Annotated in this window: 17 protein-coding genes; 7 read left to right on the top strand and 10 right to left on the bottom strand. The window is 72.0% G+C overall.

The window, feature by feature from the left end; all coding sequences use genetic code 11:
- Positions 1 to 162: 162 nt before the first annotated feature.
- Complete coding sequence (locus O7627_RS35625) at positions 163 to 3,318, top strand: hypothetical protein (protein ID WP_278097832.1); 3,156 nt, start codon at positions 163 to 165, stop codon at positions 3,316 to 3,318.
- Positions 3,319 to 3,373: 55 nt separating this feature from the next.
- Entirely contained in the window at positions 3,374 to 5,206 is a 1,833-nt protein-coding gene (locus tag O7627_RS35620; RefSeq protein WP_278097831.1) for an NHL domain-containing thioredoxin family protein, read from the top strand.
- A gap of 56 nt (positions 5,207 to 5,262) precedes the next feature.
- Here O7627_RS35620 and O7627_RS35615 read toward each other — a convergent pair whose 3' ends face one another.
- The 3 genes from O7627_RS35615 to O7627_RS35605 are packed head-to-tail and all read right to left on the bottom strand — an operon-like array spanning position 5,263 to position 7,725.
- Complete coding sequence (locus O7627_RS35615) at positions 5,263 to 6,012, bottom strand: 5-oxoprolinase subunit PxpA (protein ID WP_278097830.1); 750 nt, start codon at positions 6,010 to 6,012, stop codon at positions 5,263 to 5,265.
- Positions 5,996 to 7,063 carry a biotin-dependent carboxyltransferase family protein gene (locus O7627_RS35610; protein WP_278097829.1) on the bottom strand — a complete coding sequence of 356 codons (1,068 nt, stop codon included), beginning with the start codon at positions 7,061 to 7,063 and terminating at the stop codon, positions 5,996 to 5,998. The genes O7627_RS35615 and O7627_RS35610 overlap by 17 nt, the downstream gene beginning before the upstream one ends.
- Positions 7,060 to 7,725, bottom strand: a complete 666-nt coding sequence (locus O7627_RS35605) for an allophanate hydrolase subunit 1 (RefSeq protein ID WP_278097828.1) — start codon at positions 7,723 to 7,725, stop codon at positions 7,060 to 7,062. The genes O7627_RS35610 and O7627_RS35605 overlap by 4 nt, the downstream gene beginning before the upstream one ends.
- Before the next feature lie 150 nt (positions 7,726 to 7,875).
- On the opposite strand from O7627_RS35605, the gene O7627_RS35600 reads away from it, so the two are divergent.
- Both O7627_RS35600 and O7627_RS35595 read left to right on the top strand, forming a co-directional pair.
- Positions 7,876 to 8,553 (top strand): hemolysin III family protein, encoded by a 678-nt coding sequence (locus tag O7627_RS35600; protein ID WP_278097827.1) that lies wholly within the window; start codon positions 7,876 to 7,878, stop codon positions 8,551 to 8,553.
- Between the two features lie 72 nt (positions 8,554 to 8,625).
- Positions 8,626 to 8,754, top strand: coding sequence for a hypothetical protein (locus O7627_RS35595; RefSeq protein ID WP_278097826.1), 129 nt, complete (start codon positions 8,626 to 8,628; stop codon positions 8,752 to 8,754).
- 116 nt (positions 8,755 to 8,870) lie between these two features.
- On the opposite strand, the gene O7627_RS35590 is transcribed toward O7627_RS35595, so the two are convergent.
- The 5 genes from O7627_RS35590 to O7627_RS35570 form a co-directional block, all read right to left on the bottom strand.
- Positions 8,871 to 10,265, bottom strand: a complete 1,395-nt coding sequence (locus O7627_RS35590; protein ID WP_278091547.1) for an IS4 family transposase — start codon at positions 10,263 to 10,265, stop codon at positions 8,871 to 8,873.
- A gap of 176 nt (positions 10,266 to 10,441) precedes the next feature.
- The gene (locus tag O7627_RS35585) at positions 10,442 to 10,816 is read right to left on the bottom strand and encodes a type II toxin-antitoxin system VapC family toxin (RefSeq protein ID WP_278097825.1); all 375 of its coding nucleotides are present in this window, start codon (positions 10,814 to 10,816) and stop codon (positions 10,442 to 10,444) included.
- Positions 10,813 to 11,040: a type II toxin-antitoxin system prevent-host-death family antitoxin gene (locus tag O7627_RS35580; protein WP_278097824.1), complete on the bottom strand. Its 228-nt coding sequence runs from the start codon at positions 11,038 to 11,040 to the stop codon at positions 10,813 to 10,815. The genes O7627_RS35585 and O7627_RS35580 overlap by 4 nt, the downstream gene beginning before the upstream one ends.
- Positions 11,041 to 11,200: 160 nt before the next feature.
- A complete protein-coding gene (locus O7627_RS35575; RefSeq protein ID WP_278097823.1) occupies positions 11,201 to 11,389 on the bottom strand; it encodes a DUF397 domain-containing protein in 189 nt (62 codons plus the stop codon).
- Entirely contained in the window at positions 11,382 to 12,248 is an 867-nt protein-coding gene (locus O7627_RS35570; RefSeq protein ID WP_278097822.1) for a helix-turn-helix transcriptional regulator, read from the bottom strand. Before O7627_RS35570 ends, O7627_RS35575 begins: the two co-directional genes overlap by 8 nt.
- A gap of 339 nt (positions 12,249 to 12,587) precedes the next feature.
- On the opposite strand from O7627_RS35570, the gene O7627_RS35565 reads away from it, so the two are divergent.
- Positions 12,588 to 12,761, top strand: a complete 174-nt coding sequence (locus O7627_RS35565) for a hypothetical protein (protein WP_278097821.1) — start codon at positions 12,588 to 12,590, stop codon at positions 12,759 to 12,761.
- Between the two features lie 203 nt (positions 12,762 to 12,964).
- On the opposite strand, the gene O7627_RS35560 is transcribed toward O7627_RS35565, so the two are convergent.
- Complete coding sequence (locus O7627_RS35560) at positions 12,965 to 16,246, bottom strand: NACHT domain-containing protein (RefSeq protein WP_278097820.1); 3,282 nt, start codon at positions 16,244 to 16,246, stop codon at positions 12,965 to 12,967.
- Positions 16,247 to 16,401: 155 nt separating this feature from the next.
- Between O7627_RS35560 and O7627_RS35555 the strand changes: the two genes are divergently transcribed.
- Both O7627_RS35555 and O7627_RS35550 read left to right on the top strand, forming a co-directional pair.
- On the top strand, positions 16,402 to 17,292 hold the full coding sequence (locus O7627_RS35555) for a GNAT family N-acetyltransferase (RefSeq protein ID WP_278097819.1): 891 nt from the start codon (positions 16,402 to 16,404) through the stop codon (positions 17,290 to 17,292).
- Positions 17,293 to 17,322: 30 nt separating this feature from the next.
- The gene (locus tag O7627_RS35550) at positions 17,323 to 17,715 is read left to right on the top strand and encodes an MmcQ/YjbR family DNA-binding protein (RefSeq protein WP_278097818.1); all 393 of its coding nucleotides are present in this window, start codon (positions 17,323 to 17,325) and stop codon (positions 17,713 to 17,715) included.
- Positions 17,716 to 17,757: 42 nt separating this feature from the next.
- Here the strand turns inward: O7627_RS35550 and O7627_RS35545 are convergent, their stop codons facing one another.
- A complete protein-coding gene (locus tag O7627_RS35545) occupies positions 17,758 to 18,420 on the bottom strand; it encodes a slipin family protein (RefSeq protein WP_278097817.1) in 663 nt (220 codons plus the stop codon).
- Between the last annotated feature and the right edge of the window lie 331 nt (positions 18,421 to 18,751).

Here is an 18,751-nt window from a genome sequence, read left to right as displayed (position 1 = left end):
GGTTGACACCAGGATTCCCCCTTCCCGCCGGCGCCCGGTACGGTGGGGCTCGGTCACCGTGTGGGTGACCTGCACCGCCCGGTTCCGCCCTGTCGCGGCGGCCGGGTGCGGGACACCCGCGCGGCATCGGCACGGCCGACATGTGATGGAGGAGGCGCGCGCATGACGTCCGAGGATCCGCAGCAGCCCGGCGAGGCGCCGGAAGAGGCTGCGCCGGACGCGGCTGCACCTGCGCCGTACGGCAGTCATGAAAGCCGGGGTGCCGACCGGTACCCGCCCCACGGCAACGCCCCGGGCTCGGCCGGCACCGGCTGGGCGCCACCCCCGCCGCCCGCCGCCGGGCAGATCTCGCCGCCCGCCTGGTCCGGCTCGAACGGACCCGGCCCGAACAACAACCCGCCGAGCCCCACCTCCGGTGGTGGCGCGCACCCCGGGCGGGCGGACTGGTCACAGCGCCCGCCGAGCTGGGCCGACCAGGACCAGCCACCGCCGGCGCGGTCCGAGTCCGCCGCAGCCTGGGGGCCGGCTGCCGGCTCCGCCCAGGTGGTTTCCGGATCGGCCCAGGTCGTACCCGGCCCCGCGCCGGCCCGGCCCGAGGTGCCGCTGTCGGGTAACGCTCCGCAGTACCCGCCGGACCGGAACGTGTTCGGTCACCCGCCGGTTCCGTCCCCGCCGCGCTGGGACGTGCCGCAGGGGCCGCCGGGCGCCGGAGCGAACATCTCGTTCCAGCAGTCCGATGCCCCGCTGCCCTTCCGTGGCGCCACCAACCCGGCGGACATCTCGGCCCGGGTCGCGGCCGTGGCACCTGAGCCCTGGTCACCCGAGGAGGCGTGGCGTCCCGCCCAGTCCCGGCTGCAGCAGGCCCAGCCGGAGGCGGCCGCCGAGCCGCCGCCAGCGGCACCGCCGGCCTGGTCGCCGAACCGGCAGCCGCCAGCGGCCGAGCTGAACCAGGGCGACGCCGGTCACCGGGGGGACGCCGACCCGGGTACGCCCGACCGCACCCGCTCCAACCTGCATGGCGCCTTCCGCGCCGCCGACGGCTCATCGTTCGCCGATCGTGGCTCGGCAGGGCCGGCCGAGTCGCCCCGCGCGACGCCGTTCTACCAGCCCGGCCCGGCGCCGGGGATCTCCCCCGAGGGTGCCGTACCGCTGCCGCCCCAGGAGGCCCGGCGGATCCCGGGCGCGAGTCTGGCCGCCTCGCCGCCGGCCGACTACCCGGGCGGCGCGTTCGGTGCGCCGCCGCCGTACGGCGCGCCAGCGTCGAACGACTCCGGCCCGGACGACGACGACCACCGGAGCCGGGGTGGTTACCCGGCCCCGGATGGTTACCAGGGTCAGGGCGGCTATTCGTCGCAGAGTGGTCCCCAGGGCCAGGATGGTCACCCATCCCAGGATGGTTACCCGGCCCAGGGCGGTTACCCAGGCCAGGGTGGTTTCCAGGGCCGGGAGGGATACCCGGCGCAGGGCGGCTACCAGGGCGAGGGTGGCCAGGAGGGCCAGGGCGGCTACCAGGGCCAGGATGACCACCCGGACCAGGGCGGTTATCCCGCCGGGGGCGACTACCAGGGCCAGGGCGGTTACCAGGGTCAGGGCGGTTATCAGGGTCAGGGCGGTTATTCGGCCCAGGACGCCCACGGGGATCAGGACGATCATCACGACCAGAACTCGTATCGGGACCAGGACGACCGGGGGGAGCAGGACAGCCACCGGCGCGGTGCGGCCCAGCCGCCCGCCTGGGGCGCTGCGGCGGCCCATCCGGCACCGGCCGCCCGGGCTGCGGTACCAGCCGGCCCCGACTCCGACGAAGAGTCCGCCGACGCGTCGGCGATGACGCCGCCGGGCTCGCCGGCCGGTCCGCCCGCGATGGCCGCCCCCGGTTCGCCGGCCGCCCCGGCGGCGACCGGTTCGCCGGCCGTTCCGTTCGTGCCCCGGCAGCGGTCGGGGAGTGATCCCGCCATGGCCGGACGGGTCGTGATGCCCCGCTCCGCCGAGTCGATGGCCGCCGATCCGGGCGTCCCTTCGTCGGAGTCCGGGGCGGACCAGCCCGCCGACGCCGACCGGCCGGCCGGGGTGGCGAAGCCGGTGACGGCGAGCGCCTCGGTGCCCATGGCCAGCCGGGTGATGCCACCGAGCGACCACGCCATGCGGCCGATGCCGGCGTCCACGCCACAGCCGCGCGTCTACGGCCGGCCGGCGAGCCCGGAGGCCGAGCCGGAGCAGCCGGTCGAGCAGGTCGACCCGGTGCGCTGGGAAGCGGCGGAGCGGCAGGCCGAACTGGACCAGCGCCAGCCGGCCAGGAGCGAGGTGCCCCGCCGGGTGCCGGGCATCTACGGAGCGGCCCCGGCGCAGCAGGCCCCGGAGGACCATCCGGAGCTGCCCCGGATGGCGCCGCCGGGACCGTCCAGCGCCCCGCCCGACCAGGGCCGGACTGCCCCGCCCGACCAGGGCCGGACTGCCCCGCCCGACCAGGGCTGGAACGCGTCGCCTGAGCCGGGTCGGGGTGCGCCGCCGCCTGAGCCGGGCTGGAACGCCCCGCCGGACCAGGGGCGGAATGCCCCGCCCGACCGGGGGCGGTCGTTCCACGACGGGCCGCCGCCGTTCGGTGATCTGGTCGACGCGCCGGGGGGACGCCCACCCGGCGGGCCGGCGCCGCAGCCGTTCGGGCCGCCGCCGGATCGCTATCCGGGCGGTGGCCAGGTGGCAGGCGACCAGGGTCAGACCGGCGCCTTCGGCGGGTCCGTCGCGCCTGGACAGGCCGGCCTCGACCGTACCGGGATCATGGACGGTCCGCCCGGCGGCTTCGCCGGCGGCCCACCCGCCCAGCGCTCGCCGTACGGTCCCGGTCAGCAGTTCGGCGCGGCCGCGCCACCCGCCGGTCCCGAGACCTCGGTCGGTGGCGGCGGATGGGCGCCGGCTGAGCCGGAGCAGGGCCGGTTCGACGCCTTCAAGCCCGAGGCCGACGCGGCCGAGCAGCCGAAGGCCGACCCGCCGACCCCGCAGGTTCGCAACGGTCGGGTGCTGCTCGCGGTACTGACCGCGGCGGTGCTGATCCTCGGCATCCCGCTGGGCAGCCTCTGGCTGCTCGGCAAGACCGGTGGCGACGATCCCGTCTTCAGCCCGGCGGTCGGCGAGTGCGTCAAAAACGAGGGCGACCGGCCGGTCGAGGTGGACTGCAGCGACCCCGACGCCTACACGGTGATCTCCAAGGTGGAGGACCCGGCCCACTGCGCCGACCAGACCCAGCCGCGCATCGACGTGCAGGCCTCCGGCGGCAACCCGCGCCAGGTGCTCTGCCTGAACCGGGCGACTCCCGGCTGACCGGGCGTGCCGGGTCCGTGCTCGGACCCGGCACCCGGTCCGGCACGATGGGGTGATGGATGCACGGGTACGGGCGCCGGAGCTGCGCGGTCGACGCTGGCTGAACACCGGCGACAGGCAACTTACGCTGGCCGACCTGCGCGGCCGGGTCCTGATCCTCGACTTCTGGACCTTCTGCTGCGTGAACTGCCTGCACGTGCTCGACGAGCTGCGTCCGCTGGAGGAGAAGTACGGCGACGTCCTCGTGGTGATCGGGGTGCACTCGCCGAAGTTCGAGCACGAGAAGGACCCGGCCGCCGTGGCCGCCGCCGTGGAGCGGTACGGCGTGACCCACCCGGTGCTCGACGACCCCGAGCTGGAGATGTGGCAGCAGTACGCCGCCAAGGCGTGGCCGACGCTCTGCGTGGTCGACCCGGAGGGGTACGTGGTCGCCACGATGGCCGGTGAGGGCCACGCCGAGGGCCTGACCCGGCTGCTCGACGAGCTGATCGCCGCCCACGAGGCGAAGGGCACCCTGCACCGCGGCGACGGACCGTACGTCCCGCCCGCCGAACCGGCCACCACGCTGCGCTTCCCGGGCAAGGCGCTGGCCCTGCCGGACGGGAAGCTGCTGGTCTCCGACTCGGCCCGGCACTCGCTCGTCGAACTGGCCCCCGACGGGGAGACGGTGCTGCGCCGGATCGGCTCCGGCAGCCGGGGCCGGGCCGACGGCGGGCCGGCCGACGCCCGGTTCTCCGAGCCGCAGGGGCTCTGCCTGCTGCCGCCGCACGCGGCCGAGGTCGCCGGCTACGACCTGGTGGTCGCCGACACGGTCAACCACCTGCTGCGCGGCGTACGGTTGGCGACCGGCGAGGTGACCACGGTCGCCGGCACCGGCCGGCAGTGGCGGTCCACCGTGGACGACCACGCCCACGACGCCCGCTCGGTCGACCTCTCCTCCCCCTGGGACCTGGCCTGGTACGACGACCGGCTGATCGTGGCGATGGCCGGCATCCACCAGCTCTGGTGGTTCGACCCGGTGAAGCGGACGGCCGGCACGTACGCCGGCACCACCGTGGAGGCGCTGCGCGACGGCCCGCTGCCGGATGTCTGGCTGGCCCAGCCGTCCGGGCTGGCCACCTCGGTCGACGGCCGCCGGCTCTGGCTCGCCGACAGCGAAACCAGCGCCCTGCGGTACGTCGAGGACGGCGAGCTGCACACCGCGGTCGGGCAGGGACTCTTCGACTTCGGGCACGTCGACGGTCCGGCCGACCGGGCGCTGCTGCAGCACCCGCTCGGGGTCTGCGCGTTGCCGGACGGCTCGGTGCTGGTCGCCGACACCTACAACGGCGCGGTCCGCCGCCTCGACCCGGAAACCGACCAGGTCACCACCGTCGCCACCGACCTGGCCGAGCCGAGCGACCTGGTGCTGACCACCGACGGCGGGGTCGTGGTGGTGGAGTCGGCGGCGCACCGGCTGACCCGGTTGGCGCCGGGTGCGCTCTCGGCGGCCGGCGCCAGCACCGTGGACGGTCAGCGGCGGCGGGCCGAGCGCCCGCCGACCGACCTGGCCGCCGGGCCGGTCACCCTGGAGGTGATCTTCACTCCGGCACCCGGGCAGAAGCTGGACGACTCGTTCGGGCCGCCGACCCGGGTGACGGTCTCGGCGTCTCCGCCGGAGCTGCTGCTGGAGGGCGCCGGCACCGGCCCGGAGTTGAGCCGCCGGCTCGTGGTCAACCCGGAGGTGCCGGCCGGGGTGTTGCAGGTCGTCGCCCAGGCGGCCACCTGCGACGCGGACGCCGAGCACGCCGCCTGCCACCTGACCCGGCAGGACTGGGGGGTGCCGGTCCGGATCAGCGGCGTCGGCGCCGACCGCCTACCACTGATCCTGCGCGGCCTGGACACCTGACCCGCGCCGGCCGGGATCTGCGCCGGCTGTATCCGCACCTCGCCCCGGCGGGGCCGTCAGGCGAACGGCGCGAGCGGCACCCCGGTCGAGGTGAGTGCGGCGCGTACCTGCGCGGCGAGGGCGACCGCGCCCGGGGTGTCGCCGTGCAGGCAGATCGACTCCACCGGCACCGGCACCACGCTGCCGTCCACCGCCAGCACGGTCTGCTCGGTGGCCATCCGGACCGCCCGCCGGGCCACCTCGTCCGCCGCGGTGACAAGCGCGTCCGGCGCCGAGCGCGGCACCAGGTTCCCGGTCGGCTGGTAGCCCCGGTCGGCGAAGCCCTCGGGCACCACCCGCAGCCCGCCGCCGGCGGCGAGCTCGGCCAGCACCGAGCCGGGCAGGCAGAGCAACGGCAGCGTCCGGTCGAAGTCGAGCAGGGCGGCCACCACCGCCGCCGCCTGCGTCTCGTCCACGGCGGCCGTGTTGTAGAGGGCGCCGTGCGGCTTGACGTAACGCAGGGTGGTGCCGGCCACCCGGCAGAACCCGGCCAGCGCGCCGATCTGATAGGTCACGTCGTCGCGCAGCTCGGCGACGTCGTACTCGATCCGGCGCCGGCCGAAGCCGGCCAGGTCGCGGTAGCCGACCTGCGCGCCCACCGCGACCCCGCGCTGGGCGGCGGCCAAGCAGAGCCGGCGCATGGTGGCCGGATCGCCGGCGTGGAAGCCGCAGGCGACGTTGGCGGAGGTGATCACGTCGAGCAGCGCGTCGTCGTCGCCGAGCTGCCAGACGCCGAAGCCCTCCCCGAGGTCAGCGTTGAGGTCCACGGAACCGCAGCGTAGTCCCCGGCCGGGCCTGGGCGAGCGGGGTGACGTCCTCGACGACGGCGATCACCGGGTACCCGCCGGTGGTCGGGTGGTCGGCGAGGAAGATCAACGGTTGGCCGTCGGCGGGCACCTGTACCGCCCCGAGCACCACGCCCTCGCTGGGCAGTTCGCCAGCCTCCGCGCGGGGCAGCGCCGCGCCGGCCAGTCGCGCCCCGACCCGGTTGCTCATCGGCGTGACCGTGTACGCCGTGCCCAGCAGCGCCTCGATCGCGGCCGGCGTGAACCAGTCGTCCCGCGGCCCGAGCCGCACGGTCAACGTCAACTCCCGCCCCGACGCAGACTGGGGTCCACTGCCCTCCGTGCTGCCGTCACCGTCCTGGTCCATCACCCAGGGCTCGCTGGCCGCGACGCGCTGGCCCGCAACGCCAGGCTGGTCGGTGGCGCCCTGCCTGCCCGTCGCGCCAGCGTGGTTGGCTGCGCCGGGCTGGTCGGTCGCGCTGGGCTGGTTTTCTGCGCCGGGTCGGTTGGGCTCGCCGGGTTGGTTGGGCTCGCCGGGTTGGCCGGGTTGGTTGGGTTGGCCGAGCGGGAGGATCTGGTCGTTGCGGAGTGGGGGCGGGCCGAGGCCGGAGAGGGTGTCGGTGGAGCGGCTGCCGAGCACCGGGGGCACGGCGATGCCGCCGGCCACGGCCAGATAGCCGCGTACGCCGGTCTTGGCTGGTCCGATCTCGATGAGGGCGCCGGGCGGCACCGCGACCGGCGTGTCCAGGTCGGCGGGCTGGCCGTCCACGCGTAGTCGGGACCGTGCCCCGGTGACCGCGATCGTGCCGCCGTCGGGCAGCCGGAGCGTGCAGCCGGTCAGGGTGATCTCCAGGGCGGCGGCGGTGGCCGGGTTGCCGACCAGCCGATTCGCCAGCCGCAGGGCGGGACCGTCCAGCGCCCCGGACCGGGGTACGCCGAGGTGTGCCCAGCCGGGGCGGCCGAGATCCTGGACGGTGGTGAGCGGCCCGGCCCGCACCACCTGGATCACCCGACCTTCGACCGGCCCGGTCATGCCGGCACCAGCCGGACGCGGGTGCCGGGCACGAGCAGTGCGGGCGGGTCCCGGTGCACGTCGAAGAGGGGCACGTCGGTGCGGCCGATCAGCCGCCAGCCGCCCGGCGAGGCGGTCGGATAGATCCCGGCGTACGGGCCGGCGAGCGCCACCGAGCCGGCGGGCACCTTCGGTCGGGGGGTGGCTAGGCGGGGCACCGCCCAGTCGGCCGGCAGGCCGGTCAGGTAGCCGAAGCCGGGGGAGAAGCCGCAGAACGCGACCCGCAGTTCGGTGTCGCTGATCCGGCGTACCGCCTCGGTGACGTCGACGCCCCAGAGCGCCGCGACGTCGGGCAGATCCTCGCCGTCGTACTCGATGGGGATCTCCAGGAGGCTGCCGGTCGCGGAGCCGGCGGCCGGCGGTGGTGGCCAGCCGGCGATCAGGGCGGCCGTCGCCTCGGGGTCGGGGGTGCCGTCGATCAGGATCGTGCGGGCGGCCGGGACGATGTCGGCGGCGGTCAGGTCGCCGGTCTCGCGGCGGCGCCACAACTCGGCCCGCCAGGACTCGACCTGGTCGGCGGGGCCGCCTTCCCGATCGGCAGGGTCGTCATCGACCTGTTCGACGGGTTCGCCGGGTTCGAATTCGAGCAGGAGGGCGTTGGTGCCGACCGGGCGGATCCGCATTCAGCTATCTTGCCGGAGCACTTCAAGCGCGGCCGTCGGCTGAGTGCCGGAGGTGGCGCGGGCGTCGTGGCCGGGGCGTCTATGCGCTGTTCAGTGGGGGTGACGCGTTCCACTACCTATAAGTAACCTACGGTGCCGTAACCTGATCCGGTGACCACCTCGGCCCCGATTCGGATGACGCCGGTCGACCTGGGGAAACCCCGGATGCGCGGCTGGCTCCACGCGTACGCGTTCTTCGTCGCGGTCGTCTGCGGCATCGTGCTCTGCATGCTCGCCGCGACCCGACCCGGCTGGCAGCCGCTGGTGAGCTGCCTCGTCTACAGCCTCACCGTGTGCGGACTCTTCGGCACCAGCGCGCTCTACCACCGCCGGGTCTGGACGCCGCGCGGCTACCGGTTGATGCGCCGGATGGACCACTCGATGATCTTCGTGTTCATCGCCGGCACCTACACGCCGTTCTGCCTGCTGCTGCTCTCGCCGCCGGCCTCCGGGGTGCTGCTCGCGGTGGTCTGGACCGGGGCGGTGGCCGGCGTCACCATCAAGGTGATCTGGCCGCACGCGCCGCGCTGGGTTTCCGCGCCGCTGTACCTGGCGCTCGGCTGGGTGGCGGTCGCGGTGCTGCCGGACATCCTGCGCAACGGCGGCGTCACCGCGCTGGTGCTGCTGGCGGCCGGCGGGGTCGCGTACAGCGTCGGGGCGATCTTCTACGCGCTGCGCCGGCCGAACCCGTGGCCCACCGTCTTCGGCCACCACGAGTTCTTCCACGCCTGCACCCTGGTCGCCGCCATCTGCCACCACATCGCCATCTACTTCGCCCTCTTCGCCTGACCTGGTCTGTCGGACTCGGGTTACTCGACGCGTGACAGGTGCGGCAGGTTGAGTCTCCACATGACCGAAGCGGTGGCAAGGCAGCTTGAGCTGGATCTCCTCGGGGAACTCGCCGCCCTGCTGGAACAGGAGCACGGGCCGGTCGCAGACGAGGCGCTGTCCGAGGCACGGCGTTCGTGGCCCGACCCGCAGCGGACCTGACAGCGGTCGGTCCACAGCGGCATCGCCAATCTGCGACGTCCTAGCCGGCGCACGGTGTGCGGCACGCCTCGCGGTGTTGTGAAGGTTTATGGTCGCCCCAGCGCAATGCCAGGAAGTTAAGTGCTTTCCGGGCCGGGTTTGGTGAGGTTGGTGGTGTAGGTGGCTGTGGTTGATGCTGGTTCGGTTCGTTTCTTGCCGCGGTAGGGCGAGGTAGGGCGTTTGACCGCTCGGGGGCTGGAGCGTGACCGGCGTGGGCCGGTCTGATCGTCTAGGAGTTCGTCAGCGACCGTGATCAGTGCGCTGGTGAGGTCCCGGCTGGTGGTGATCGCGGTGTTGATGACGTGTCGACGTGCCAGGCGTAGGCAGGTCAGGAACGGTAGTCGGTCGGGGTCGAGGTGATGCTCGGCGGCGGTCGTGGTGATCAGGTCCCGTAACGCTTGGTAGACGATGAGATGAGCCCACATCTCCTGCCGGACACCGGTGGGATCGTGGGAACGTAGTACGACCTTCGACCCTCGCTGGTGGGTCTTGAGGTTCTGGTAGCTGTTCTCTGTTTCCCAGCGTTGGTGGTAGCAGTCGATCAGCTGTCCCGCGGTGATGTCCTGCGGGCAGAGTAGGTTGGTGACCAGCCGGTACCGCTCGGTCCGGCATGCCGTCACGCCGTGTCGGTTGGTGGTGGCGACCGTGACGGTGTACTCGATCACCCGGACGGTGATGACCGGTTCGGTGCCCCGCCGCCGCCCTGGTGGGGGTTTGATGACTGATATCCAAGATCCATCTGGCAGTGCCCTTACCACGGGCAGGTGGCGGTTGGACTTCATCCGCCAGAGCAGTCCTGCGCCGGTGGCCTCCGCTGCCCGCCACAGGTCATAGCCGTGAAAGTTCCGGTCAGCGACGAGCAGCATGTCTTCCCGTAGCAGGGGAAGCAGGGCGCGGGCCTGGACCATTTCCGCTTCGCGGCCGAACGACGCACCGATGACCGCATGCGTGCCACACTCGATCAACGTCAACAGCCACAGCCGTGGGTAGCCCGCCGTGTTGCCACCGCCACCCGCATCACGACCAAAAGCGGCCTCATTGGCGGGACTGTCGGCCGTCTGCAGCTTGGTGCCGTCCCAGGCCACGACCCGCCGTCCGGCCACGAACACGCCGGGCATGCCCGGCTCGCCCCGCGCCCCGGCCACCCGCTCGAACAGATATCTCAGAGGCGCCTCCCCCAACCGCTGACGGGCCTGAGAAAACGCCGAGGTGGTAGGGGTGATCCTGGCCAACGCGGGCCAGCCCGAAACCAGCAACCGCCACACCTGCCGGTAGCCGTCCGTACTGAACAGGCACATCGCCAACACAAACAACACCACCACCCGAGCCGGCAGCAGACGTACCCGCCGCTGAGTGACTCCGGTCGCCGCTACCGCCTCATCGATGAGCTCTCGCGGCACCGACTGTGACAGCACGCCCAGCCCGATGTGTTGCCACGCGGCGCCCGCACCAAGCCGCGGCAACGCATCCATGGAAGAATCCCCGGACAACGAAGCTCCTGTATGAATTTAGATCTTGGTCGATCCACGTTCTACAGGAGCTTCGTCTTATTCAGGCACGTGACACACCCTTAACTTCCTGGCATTGCGCCCCAGCGACAACGGAACGTCTCAACGACGGACAAGATCTGGGGTCGTGGATGCTGCCGTTACGCCTTCAGTAGATCCACGTCGTACTGCGCAATCGACTCGTCGCGGGAGACAAGGGTCAGGCCCTCGACGGCCGCCTGCGCCACCAGCATGCGATCGAACGGGTCACGGTGGTGCGGTGGGAGCCGCCCGGCGGCGATTGCATGGGCGTAGGTCACCGGCAGTTCGCGGAACCCCATGTCGCGGACCCGTTGGGCGAGGTCGGTCGGGCCGGCGAGCTTTCCGGCGGCCTGTTTGATCGTGATCTCCCACAGGCTGACCGGGGACAGGAAGATGTCGGGGTCGTGGCGTAGTCGGTCGAGGAACTCGTCGTCGAGAGCGGCGTCGCCGGTGATGGACCACAGCGCGATGTGGGTGTCCAGCAGCAGGCTCATCCGCCCATCCCGAAGTCGGCGGCGATCTCGGCGTTGGTCTGCGGTGAGTCCCAATCACCCGACAGATCGACCTGACCGGCGAGGCTGCCGATGGCGGTCCGGTTCACGCGGCGAACAAGCGGAACGACCTTCGCCACGGGGGTGCCGGCCCGGTCGATGATGATCTCCTCGCCGCGTTCGACCCGTTCGATGATGCGCGACAGGTGCGTCTTGGCGTCGTGCATGTTGTAGTGCACTGCCTCTGACATCGCCCACCTCCGTGGTTAGCTAACAGCTTAGTCTACTCCCCGCGGCGCCGGGCGCAGGATCCGTCACGCACCCGTTCTGTGATCGCGAAGGGTTCGGGCTATGCGAGCGACCCGGACCCTTCGCGATCACGGTGGCTCAGGGGGTGAGGTGGGCGACGAAGGTGCGCCAGTGGTGGGGGGTGAAGTGGAGGGTGGGGCCGGCGGGGTCCTTGCTGTCGCGGACGGCTACCAGGTTGGGCAGGTTGTCGGCGACCTCCACGCAGTTGCCGCCCGTGGAGCCGCTGCGGCTGCTCTTGCGCCACTTCGCGCCGGTCAGGTCAGGCATCGAAACCCTCCTTGATGTCGTCGATCAGCGCTGCCGATTCTTCCTCAGTGAGGGCAAGATCGGTCAGGCTGCGCCACGCCTCGTCGTAGGTCGCCACCTCGCCCGGCTTGTCGAGATAGAGCGCGCCGGTCAGGCTCTCGCTGTAGATGGTGGTCGGCTCGGGGATGTTGCCGCGCTGGGCGGCGAACTCCAGGATCGAGAAGGCACCGGCCAGGCAGGCGTGATGCGGGCCGGTGGCGAGCGGCAGCACGCGCAGGCTGACCCGGGGCAGGGCTGCGCAGGTCAGTAGGTGGGCCAGTTGTTCGGGCATCATGTCGGCTCGGCGGCGTAGCACCGCCTCGTCCAGGATCAGCTCCAGCACCGGTGGGAGCGGGCGGCGCCGGGCCAGGATCTTCTGGCGCTCGATCCGCAGGTTCACCGCCTGCTGGACCTGCTCGGCGGTGGCGCCGGGGCGGCTGCTCAGCACGGCGGTGGCGTAGGCGGGGGTCTGTAGCAGGCCGGGGACCAGGGCCGGCTCGTACTCGCGGATGCGGGTCGCGGCGTCCTCCATGCCGACGTAGAGGCTGAACCAGTCGGGCAGCACGTCGCCGTAGGCGTGCCACCAGCCCTTGGACTTGCTCTCCCGGGCCAGGCCGACCATCGCCTTGGTCAGTTCGTCGGTGGTGCCGTAGAGCTGGCACATAAGGGCGACGTCGTGGGTGCGGGTGGCGACCGCGCCGCCTTCCAGCCGGTACATTTTCGCCCGGCTCCATTCAAGATCCTCGGCGGCCGCCTCCAGTGCGATGCCCGCCTCCTCGCGAGATTTCCTCAGCATTCTGCCGAGCTGCCTGCGGGGTACGGAAGATCCATTGTCGGCCATGGTGCTCCCATCTCGGTTGGGTGGGGGGAGTGGCTTGAACGAGACAGAGGTATCGGATGGGGGAGACAACGTCAATAGGGGAGTGGAAATCTCTGTCGGAGACGTTGATTTCCGGTTGTTCGCGGCGTGATGCTGGCTGGGCGCGGGGCCAGGGGGTCGCGTATCTCCCCCGTATTGCGCGCCATCACAACCCCTGGTCCCGCGCCCGATCCCCGGGTCAGGGCTGCCGCGCGTGCCCGCGCAGTCCTGGCCCGGCCGGCAACGGATGGGAGCGCAATGATTGCATCTCCGGCTGCACAGTCTGAGCTGACTCGACCCGACGACGATCCTGATGTATCGGTGCTGTTCGACGTGGCCCTGGGCGAAATCGACCGGCACCAGAACGTGCCGTGGCGGCCGGTGTGCCTGCACTGCAAATGCAATGGTTGCGCATATCTGGAAAGGGCACGCGAGTTCGTGGAGACCGTACGAGCGATGGCCACCGAACGTGATTCCCGGGCGGCGATGCCGTGAAGGCGGGGCTGTCGGCTGCGCAGATCCGGAACCGGCTGCGGCTGTCGGCCCGCCGGATCACGGCCGACCACTGGCCGGCCGTCGACGGCCTCTGCCCGGTCTGCCGGGCACCGGCCTGCCAAGCTTTCTGGGCCGCCGTTACCTACCTGGACCTGGTTGGCGACGACTACCTTCCGGTGAAACTGCCGCTAAACCGAGCGGTGTTACCTCCGCCGCAGGATGCCGCCCGCCTGGGCGAACGGCTCGGCGCCCACCACGGCAGCGTCGGAAGAGTCGGGAGAGAGGCAGACGCTCAGCTCGCGGCCGACAAGAGGGGTCAAATCCACGCTTCGGGCATCGAACAGGTCCAACCTTACGAGGGCTGATAGCCGGTGGAGGCGGGAGAGGTCGGGACTGTGGTGCGAAAGAGTCAGCGATGACAACGAGGGCAGCTCCGGAAGTCGCGCCAGGTCGAGGTCCGCGTCGCCGAGGAGGTGGAGTTCCATAAGCCCGCGCAGCGGGGCAAGAGCGGACAGGTCCAGTGCTCCGCAGTCGCTGAAAGTTAGGTGCCGGAGCGAGTCCGCCCACCCTGCGAGCCCTTCCAGGTCGGCGAGGGCTGGGCAACCGATCAGGATGAGATGTTCGGGCGCGTCGAGCCAGTCGAGTGGACGCAGGTCGAGCAGGTCTGGCAAGCCGACGAGATGGACCCATTCGAGTCCGCCGAGATGGCGTAGCTCATCAAGGCGCGCGGCCGTCCCCAACCCTGCCAATGCCAGGGAGGTCAGGGCGGGCAAGGTGTGGAGGTCGGTCACCGGATAGTGGATGTCGAGATGTCGGAGACTCCCCAGGTTCGTCAGCGGCGCGACCGACAACGGTGGCGCCTCCGGCGGCGCCTCCCGGATGAAGAGAGCTTCGAGGCTTGTGCTGGCCACCGGCCCCAGGTCGGTGACGCAGTGCGTGTACAGCCCGGTGAGTCCCGGAAGGTCCGCGACGAACCCCAGATCGGTGATCGCCGTGCCGGTCGGCAGGAAATCGAGATCACGGAGAGCGGTCAGATGCCGGAGGCCGGGCGCGAGGCGAGCGTCCTCGACCCGAAACCACGTATTGGGGACCAGCGGGTACGACGGTAGGACCGTGCGGGCGTACTCCTCGGGGTCGAAGCTTGGCCAGGCGCGGAGTAGTTCGCGGACGATGGACTTGCGTCGGTCGGTGCCGAACCGGGCCAGCAGGGGGAGGGCGGCGGGGTCGCCGATCTCGGCGGCGGCCCGGATGGTCGCTGCTACCTCGGCGGCGCCGGTCGGCCGGGAGCGGACCAGCAGGTCGACGGCGAACTCTGACTTCGCGATCGCGCGGGCGGTTGCCATGTTGGCGGGTGGGATGACCCGGGCGGCCTCCCGCTCGATCCGCGTCCGCAACTCGGGTGGCAGCTCCGGCGAGGTGTCGAGGCAGGCCAGCGCCACAAGCCGCAGGGTGTCGGCGACCTGGCCCGACTCGGTGTCGATCCGGTCCAGGACGGCGGTGAGCAGTTCCACCCGGTGTGGCGTGGTGGCGTGGCCGGCGGCCAGCACCACCACCTCGCTCCAGTCGTCGTTGTGCGCGAACCGGGCCAGCGCGCCGATGTCGTCGGCACCGGCGGTGTCGGCCTCGCCGGGAGCGGCGGCGGCCTCGGCGGCGGCCAGGTACTCCTGGAACGACCGGTGCACGAAGTCGATCTGCCCCTCGACCGGCTCCCGCAGCAGACCACTGCGCTCCAGCAGCAACCGGAAGACCGCCGGGGCGGGCGCCTTTACGGCCATGCCGCGCAGCTTGCCGGCCACCCGCCGCTGCGCCCGGTCGACGGAGACCGAGGTCCAGCCGTTGCGCACCAGCCAGTACGCGATGTCGCGCAGCAGCAGCGTCTTCTGCGGCAGGTCCAGGTCCAGCTCCGGGGTCGTCGGCAGCTTGCGGCCCCGGTCCCGGCGGTCCAGCAGCATCTCCAGCGCGATCCGGTACAGCTCCATCCGGTTGGCGGGCAGTGCGCCGTGCCGGTCCCGGTGCAGCGCGCACAACAGAGCGCAGAGCAGCGGATAGCCGGCGAGCCGGCGAAGGTGCCGCTGGGTGGCAATCGAGTCCAGCAGTTGGTTCTCGTACCCGGTGAGTTGGTCGCGTTCGTCGGAGTCGCCGCACTGGTCGCGCATCGCCTCGTGCCAGCGGTGCACGAAGACCGACACGTCGGCCGGGGTCATCGGCTCCAGTTCGGCGACGGTGAAGTCGTCGGCGCCGAGCCAGTCGGCGGGGGTGGCAGCCGGTCTGGTGGTGACCACGTAACGAGCCTTGGGAAAGTCCGCGATCAGGTGGTGCAGCCAGCGGCGTACCTCATCGCGGCGCGACTCGGGCAGCTCGTCGACGCCGTCGACCAGGACGATCGCCCGGCCGTCGGTCAGCAGCCGCTGCACCCACCAGGACTGCATACCGTCGGCGATGTTCTTGCCCACCTCACCGAGGAACTGCTCGGGCGCCGGCAGGTCGGTCTGCGCGTAGCGGCGCAGCGGGATGAAGAACGGGACGGTGTTGTTCCAGTCGGACACCCTATCGCCGAACGAGTTGTCGGCGCTGCGTACCGCGATCCACTGCAACAGCGTGGTCTTGCCGATACCGGCCTGCCCGCGCACGAAGACGCGACGGGACGAGGCCAACACCTCCTCCACGCGGGTGGTGCCGACACCCTCGGAGCGAGGGCGGTCCCGCATGGTGTCGATGAGACGGCCGATCGACTCCAGCATCGGGTCGGCCGGCGGGCGGGGGAAGTCGCCGGAGACGGTCAGGCTGAGGTACGCCACCGAGAGCGGGTAGTGCCGGCTGGGCCCGGTCAGCGACGCCCCGAAGAACTCGACCCGGTCGAGCCGGTTGCGGACCGCCTGCCGGTAGGCGCCCTCGAACTCGGCGACACCGGGTTGACTCGCCAGCTTCGTCAGCAACTCCGCCAACGTGTCGAGGATCTGCCGCTCCCGGCGCAGTAGCTCCTCGAAGCCGGCCGCAGTCGCGGCCGGCAGCCCGTGCACCAGCTCGATGGCGTACAGGCAGCATTCCTGCAGCAGGCGGTCGTAGAGCGCGGTGGCGTCCGCCGACAGGCCGGCCCGTTCGACCCGGCCGGGGTCGCCGGAGCGCAGGTGCCGGTTCAGGTAGTTGGCGTCCAGGTCCAGCCGGAACAGGTCCCGCTCGGTGAGGGCCGCCGCCGCGAAGGTGTCCCGAACGGCGTCGATCGCGGCGATCCGCTCGTGTTCGGGCAGCGTCCGGTACTCGGTCTCGACAAGCGGCTCGACCCGGTCGGCGACCAGATCGGCGATGTGCGACCAGATCCGTTCCACCTGACGCTGCTGCCGGAGACCGGTCACCCGGGCGACGGCGTGGTCGATGAAGCTGTTGCCGATCTCGTTTGCCAGCTTGTGGTCGCCGAGCCAGAGGCCGCAGGCGGTCTTGGCGACCGCCGTGCCGAGCACGAAGGCCGCTGTCTCCAGTCCGCTCAAATCGCTCGCCCTCCACAGTGGTGCCGGCCTGCGGACCACCAGGATGCCAGAGCGGTGCAACCCGCTGTGGTTGCAGGAAAACGGGTTGTTTGGATCATCGTGACCCGACCACGATCGAGGATCGCCAAGGCGTGACCAGACACTCGGGGGATGCGATGAAGATCCGACAGGCCGTGCCCGACGACGCTCCGGCGGTGGTGGCGTTGCGGGCGACCGTCTATCCGTACCTGGTCAGGGGGGTTGAATCGACCCGGCGGATGATCGCGCAGCCGCCGCCTGACGAGCACTGGGCGGCCTTCGTCGCGCAGCGGCAGGGGGAGCTCGTCGGCTGGGTGTCGGCGTACCTGAACACGAACTCCTCGGCCCGGGTAGGGGAGATCTCGCTGCCGCACGTCCACCCCGACCATCGCGGCCGGGGCGCCGGCAGCGCACTGGTGGCGGTGGCGACCGAGCACGTCGAGGCGTTCGGCGTCCGGCGACTGCGCACCTGGGCCACCCCGGAGGGACTGGACTTCGCCCGGCGGCGCGGGTTCGAGCCCAGCCGCGAGGCCCGCTACTCGGCCCTGGAGCTCCGGCAGCCACCGACCGTGCCGGCGCCGCCGGCCGGCATCCGACTGGCGAGCCTGGCCGAGCTTGACGACAAGCAGGTGTACGCCGCCCATGCCGCAGCCGTCGTCGACGAGCCGAACGATGTCCCGAACGACGCCCTCGCCTACGACGCCTGGCGGACCGAGATCTGGGAGAACGTCGGCCTGGATCACCAGGCCAGCACGGCCGCGCTGGTCGGGGAGACGGTGGCCGGGTTCACGCTCGTGATCCGGGACGGGGAGCGGATGTGGTCGGCGATGACGGGCACCCGGCCGGAGCACCGGGGGCGCGGGTTGGCGCTGCTGGTCAAGTCGGCGGCGCTGCGCCGGGCCGCCGAGGACGGCGTGACGGCGGCGTACACCGGCAACGACGCGGCGAACGGGCCGATGCTGGCGGTCAACGCCCGGTTGGGCTACCGGCCGGTGGGCAGCCAGTGGTCCTGCGTGAAGCCGCTCTGAATGTCGGTGGTCGGGCCTAGGCTCGCGGTCATGGCGAGCTGGGACGACGTACGCCGGATCGCGCTGGCGCTGCCCGAGGCGGCCGAGCGGGACGGTCGTGAGCACCTGCAGTGGGTGGTGCGGGAGAAGCTGTTCGCGTGGGAGCGGCCGTTGCGCAAGGGCGACCTGGCGGAGCTCGGGGACGATGCGCCGGAGGGGCCGATCCTGGCGACGCGGGTGGCGGACGAGGGCGCCAAGGAGGCGCTGATCGCCGACGAGCCCGAGCGCTACTTCACCACCGGGCACTTCGACGGCTACCCGATCATCCTGGCCCGGCTGGACCGGCTCACCGACGACGACCTGGACGAGCTGCTGACCGAGTCGTGGCTCTCCCGGGCGCCGAAGCGGCTGGCCGCCGCCTATCTCGCCGCCCGGGAGAGCTGAGTCGCCCGCGAGCGCTGACCCGGTCGGTCGAGCTGACCGGAATCAGGGCAGGTGCTGCGGGTCGTGGGTGAGCACGACCGTGGTGCCTGGTGCCTCGGCGGCGCGCAGGGTGCGCAGCTTCAGCAGCGCCGGGTGCTCCTCCAGCACCCGGGCGGCGTTGGCGAGGGTACGCAGCGCCGCCGCCTCGGAGCGGGCCCGCTCCAGCTCGGCCCGGCCGGCCTCCTTCGCCAACAGCGTCTCGGTCACCGCCCGGCGCAGCTCACCGGGGAGCATCAGGTCCCGCACCGCCGCCGACAGCACCTCGATGCCGAGGCCGTCGACCCCGGCGGTGGTCGCCTCGGCCAGGCCGGTCGCCAGGCCGCGTCGGTCGGCGAGCAGCCCATCCAGAGTGGACCCGCCGACCGCGTCTCGGATCGCGAGCTGTGCCGCCAGGTGCAGGGCCTGGCCCGGGTCGTCCGAGCCGGTGTGGAAGGCGAGCGGGTCGACCACCCGCCAGGTGACCAGCACGGTGACCCGCAGCGTCACGTTGTCGGAGGTGAGCAGCTCCTGGCCGAAGACGACGGTGCTGCGGCGCCGCATGTCCACCTTCGCCACGGTGTCGCGGAAGGTCCAGTAGCGGTGCCGACCGGGCTCCAACGTCCGGACGTACCGGCCGTCGGTGAACAGCAGCGCGCGCTCCCAGTCCATCACAGTGGTCTTCGCCATCCCGGTACCTCCCCTTGCCTGGTCGTTGTCCGGGTCGGCCGGACCCGATAGTGCGCCCCTGCTGGCGGCAAGGCTGGCGGGGTGGCTCCGGCGGCCGGTGGCGGTGTCGGCGGGGGCGTCCGCGCCCACGGCGTACGCCATGGTCTGCGAGGCCCGCAGGGCCGTCCTGCCACTGCCCCAAAGGGCGTCGGTCGCGCGGAGCCACCCCTGAGTGAGGATTCGAACCCCAGCCTTGTCGGCCCTACCAGAGGTGTGGAGACCCCAACACGCGGAACGCGGGCCGGCGATCGCCGGTGCGCCGCTGGGCATCTCCGAACCTGACGGTACGGAG

This window comes from Solwaraspora sp. WMMD1047 (genome assembly GCF_029626155.1).
Classification (GTDB): domain Bacteria; phylum Actinomycetota; class Actinomycetes; order Mycobacteriales; family Micromonosporaceae; genus WMMD1047.
This window is presented reverse-complemented; position numbering and strand designations above follow the sequence as displayed.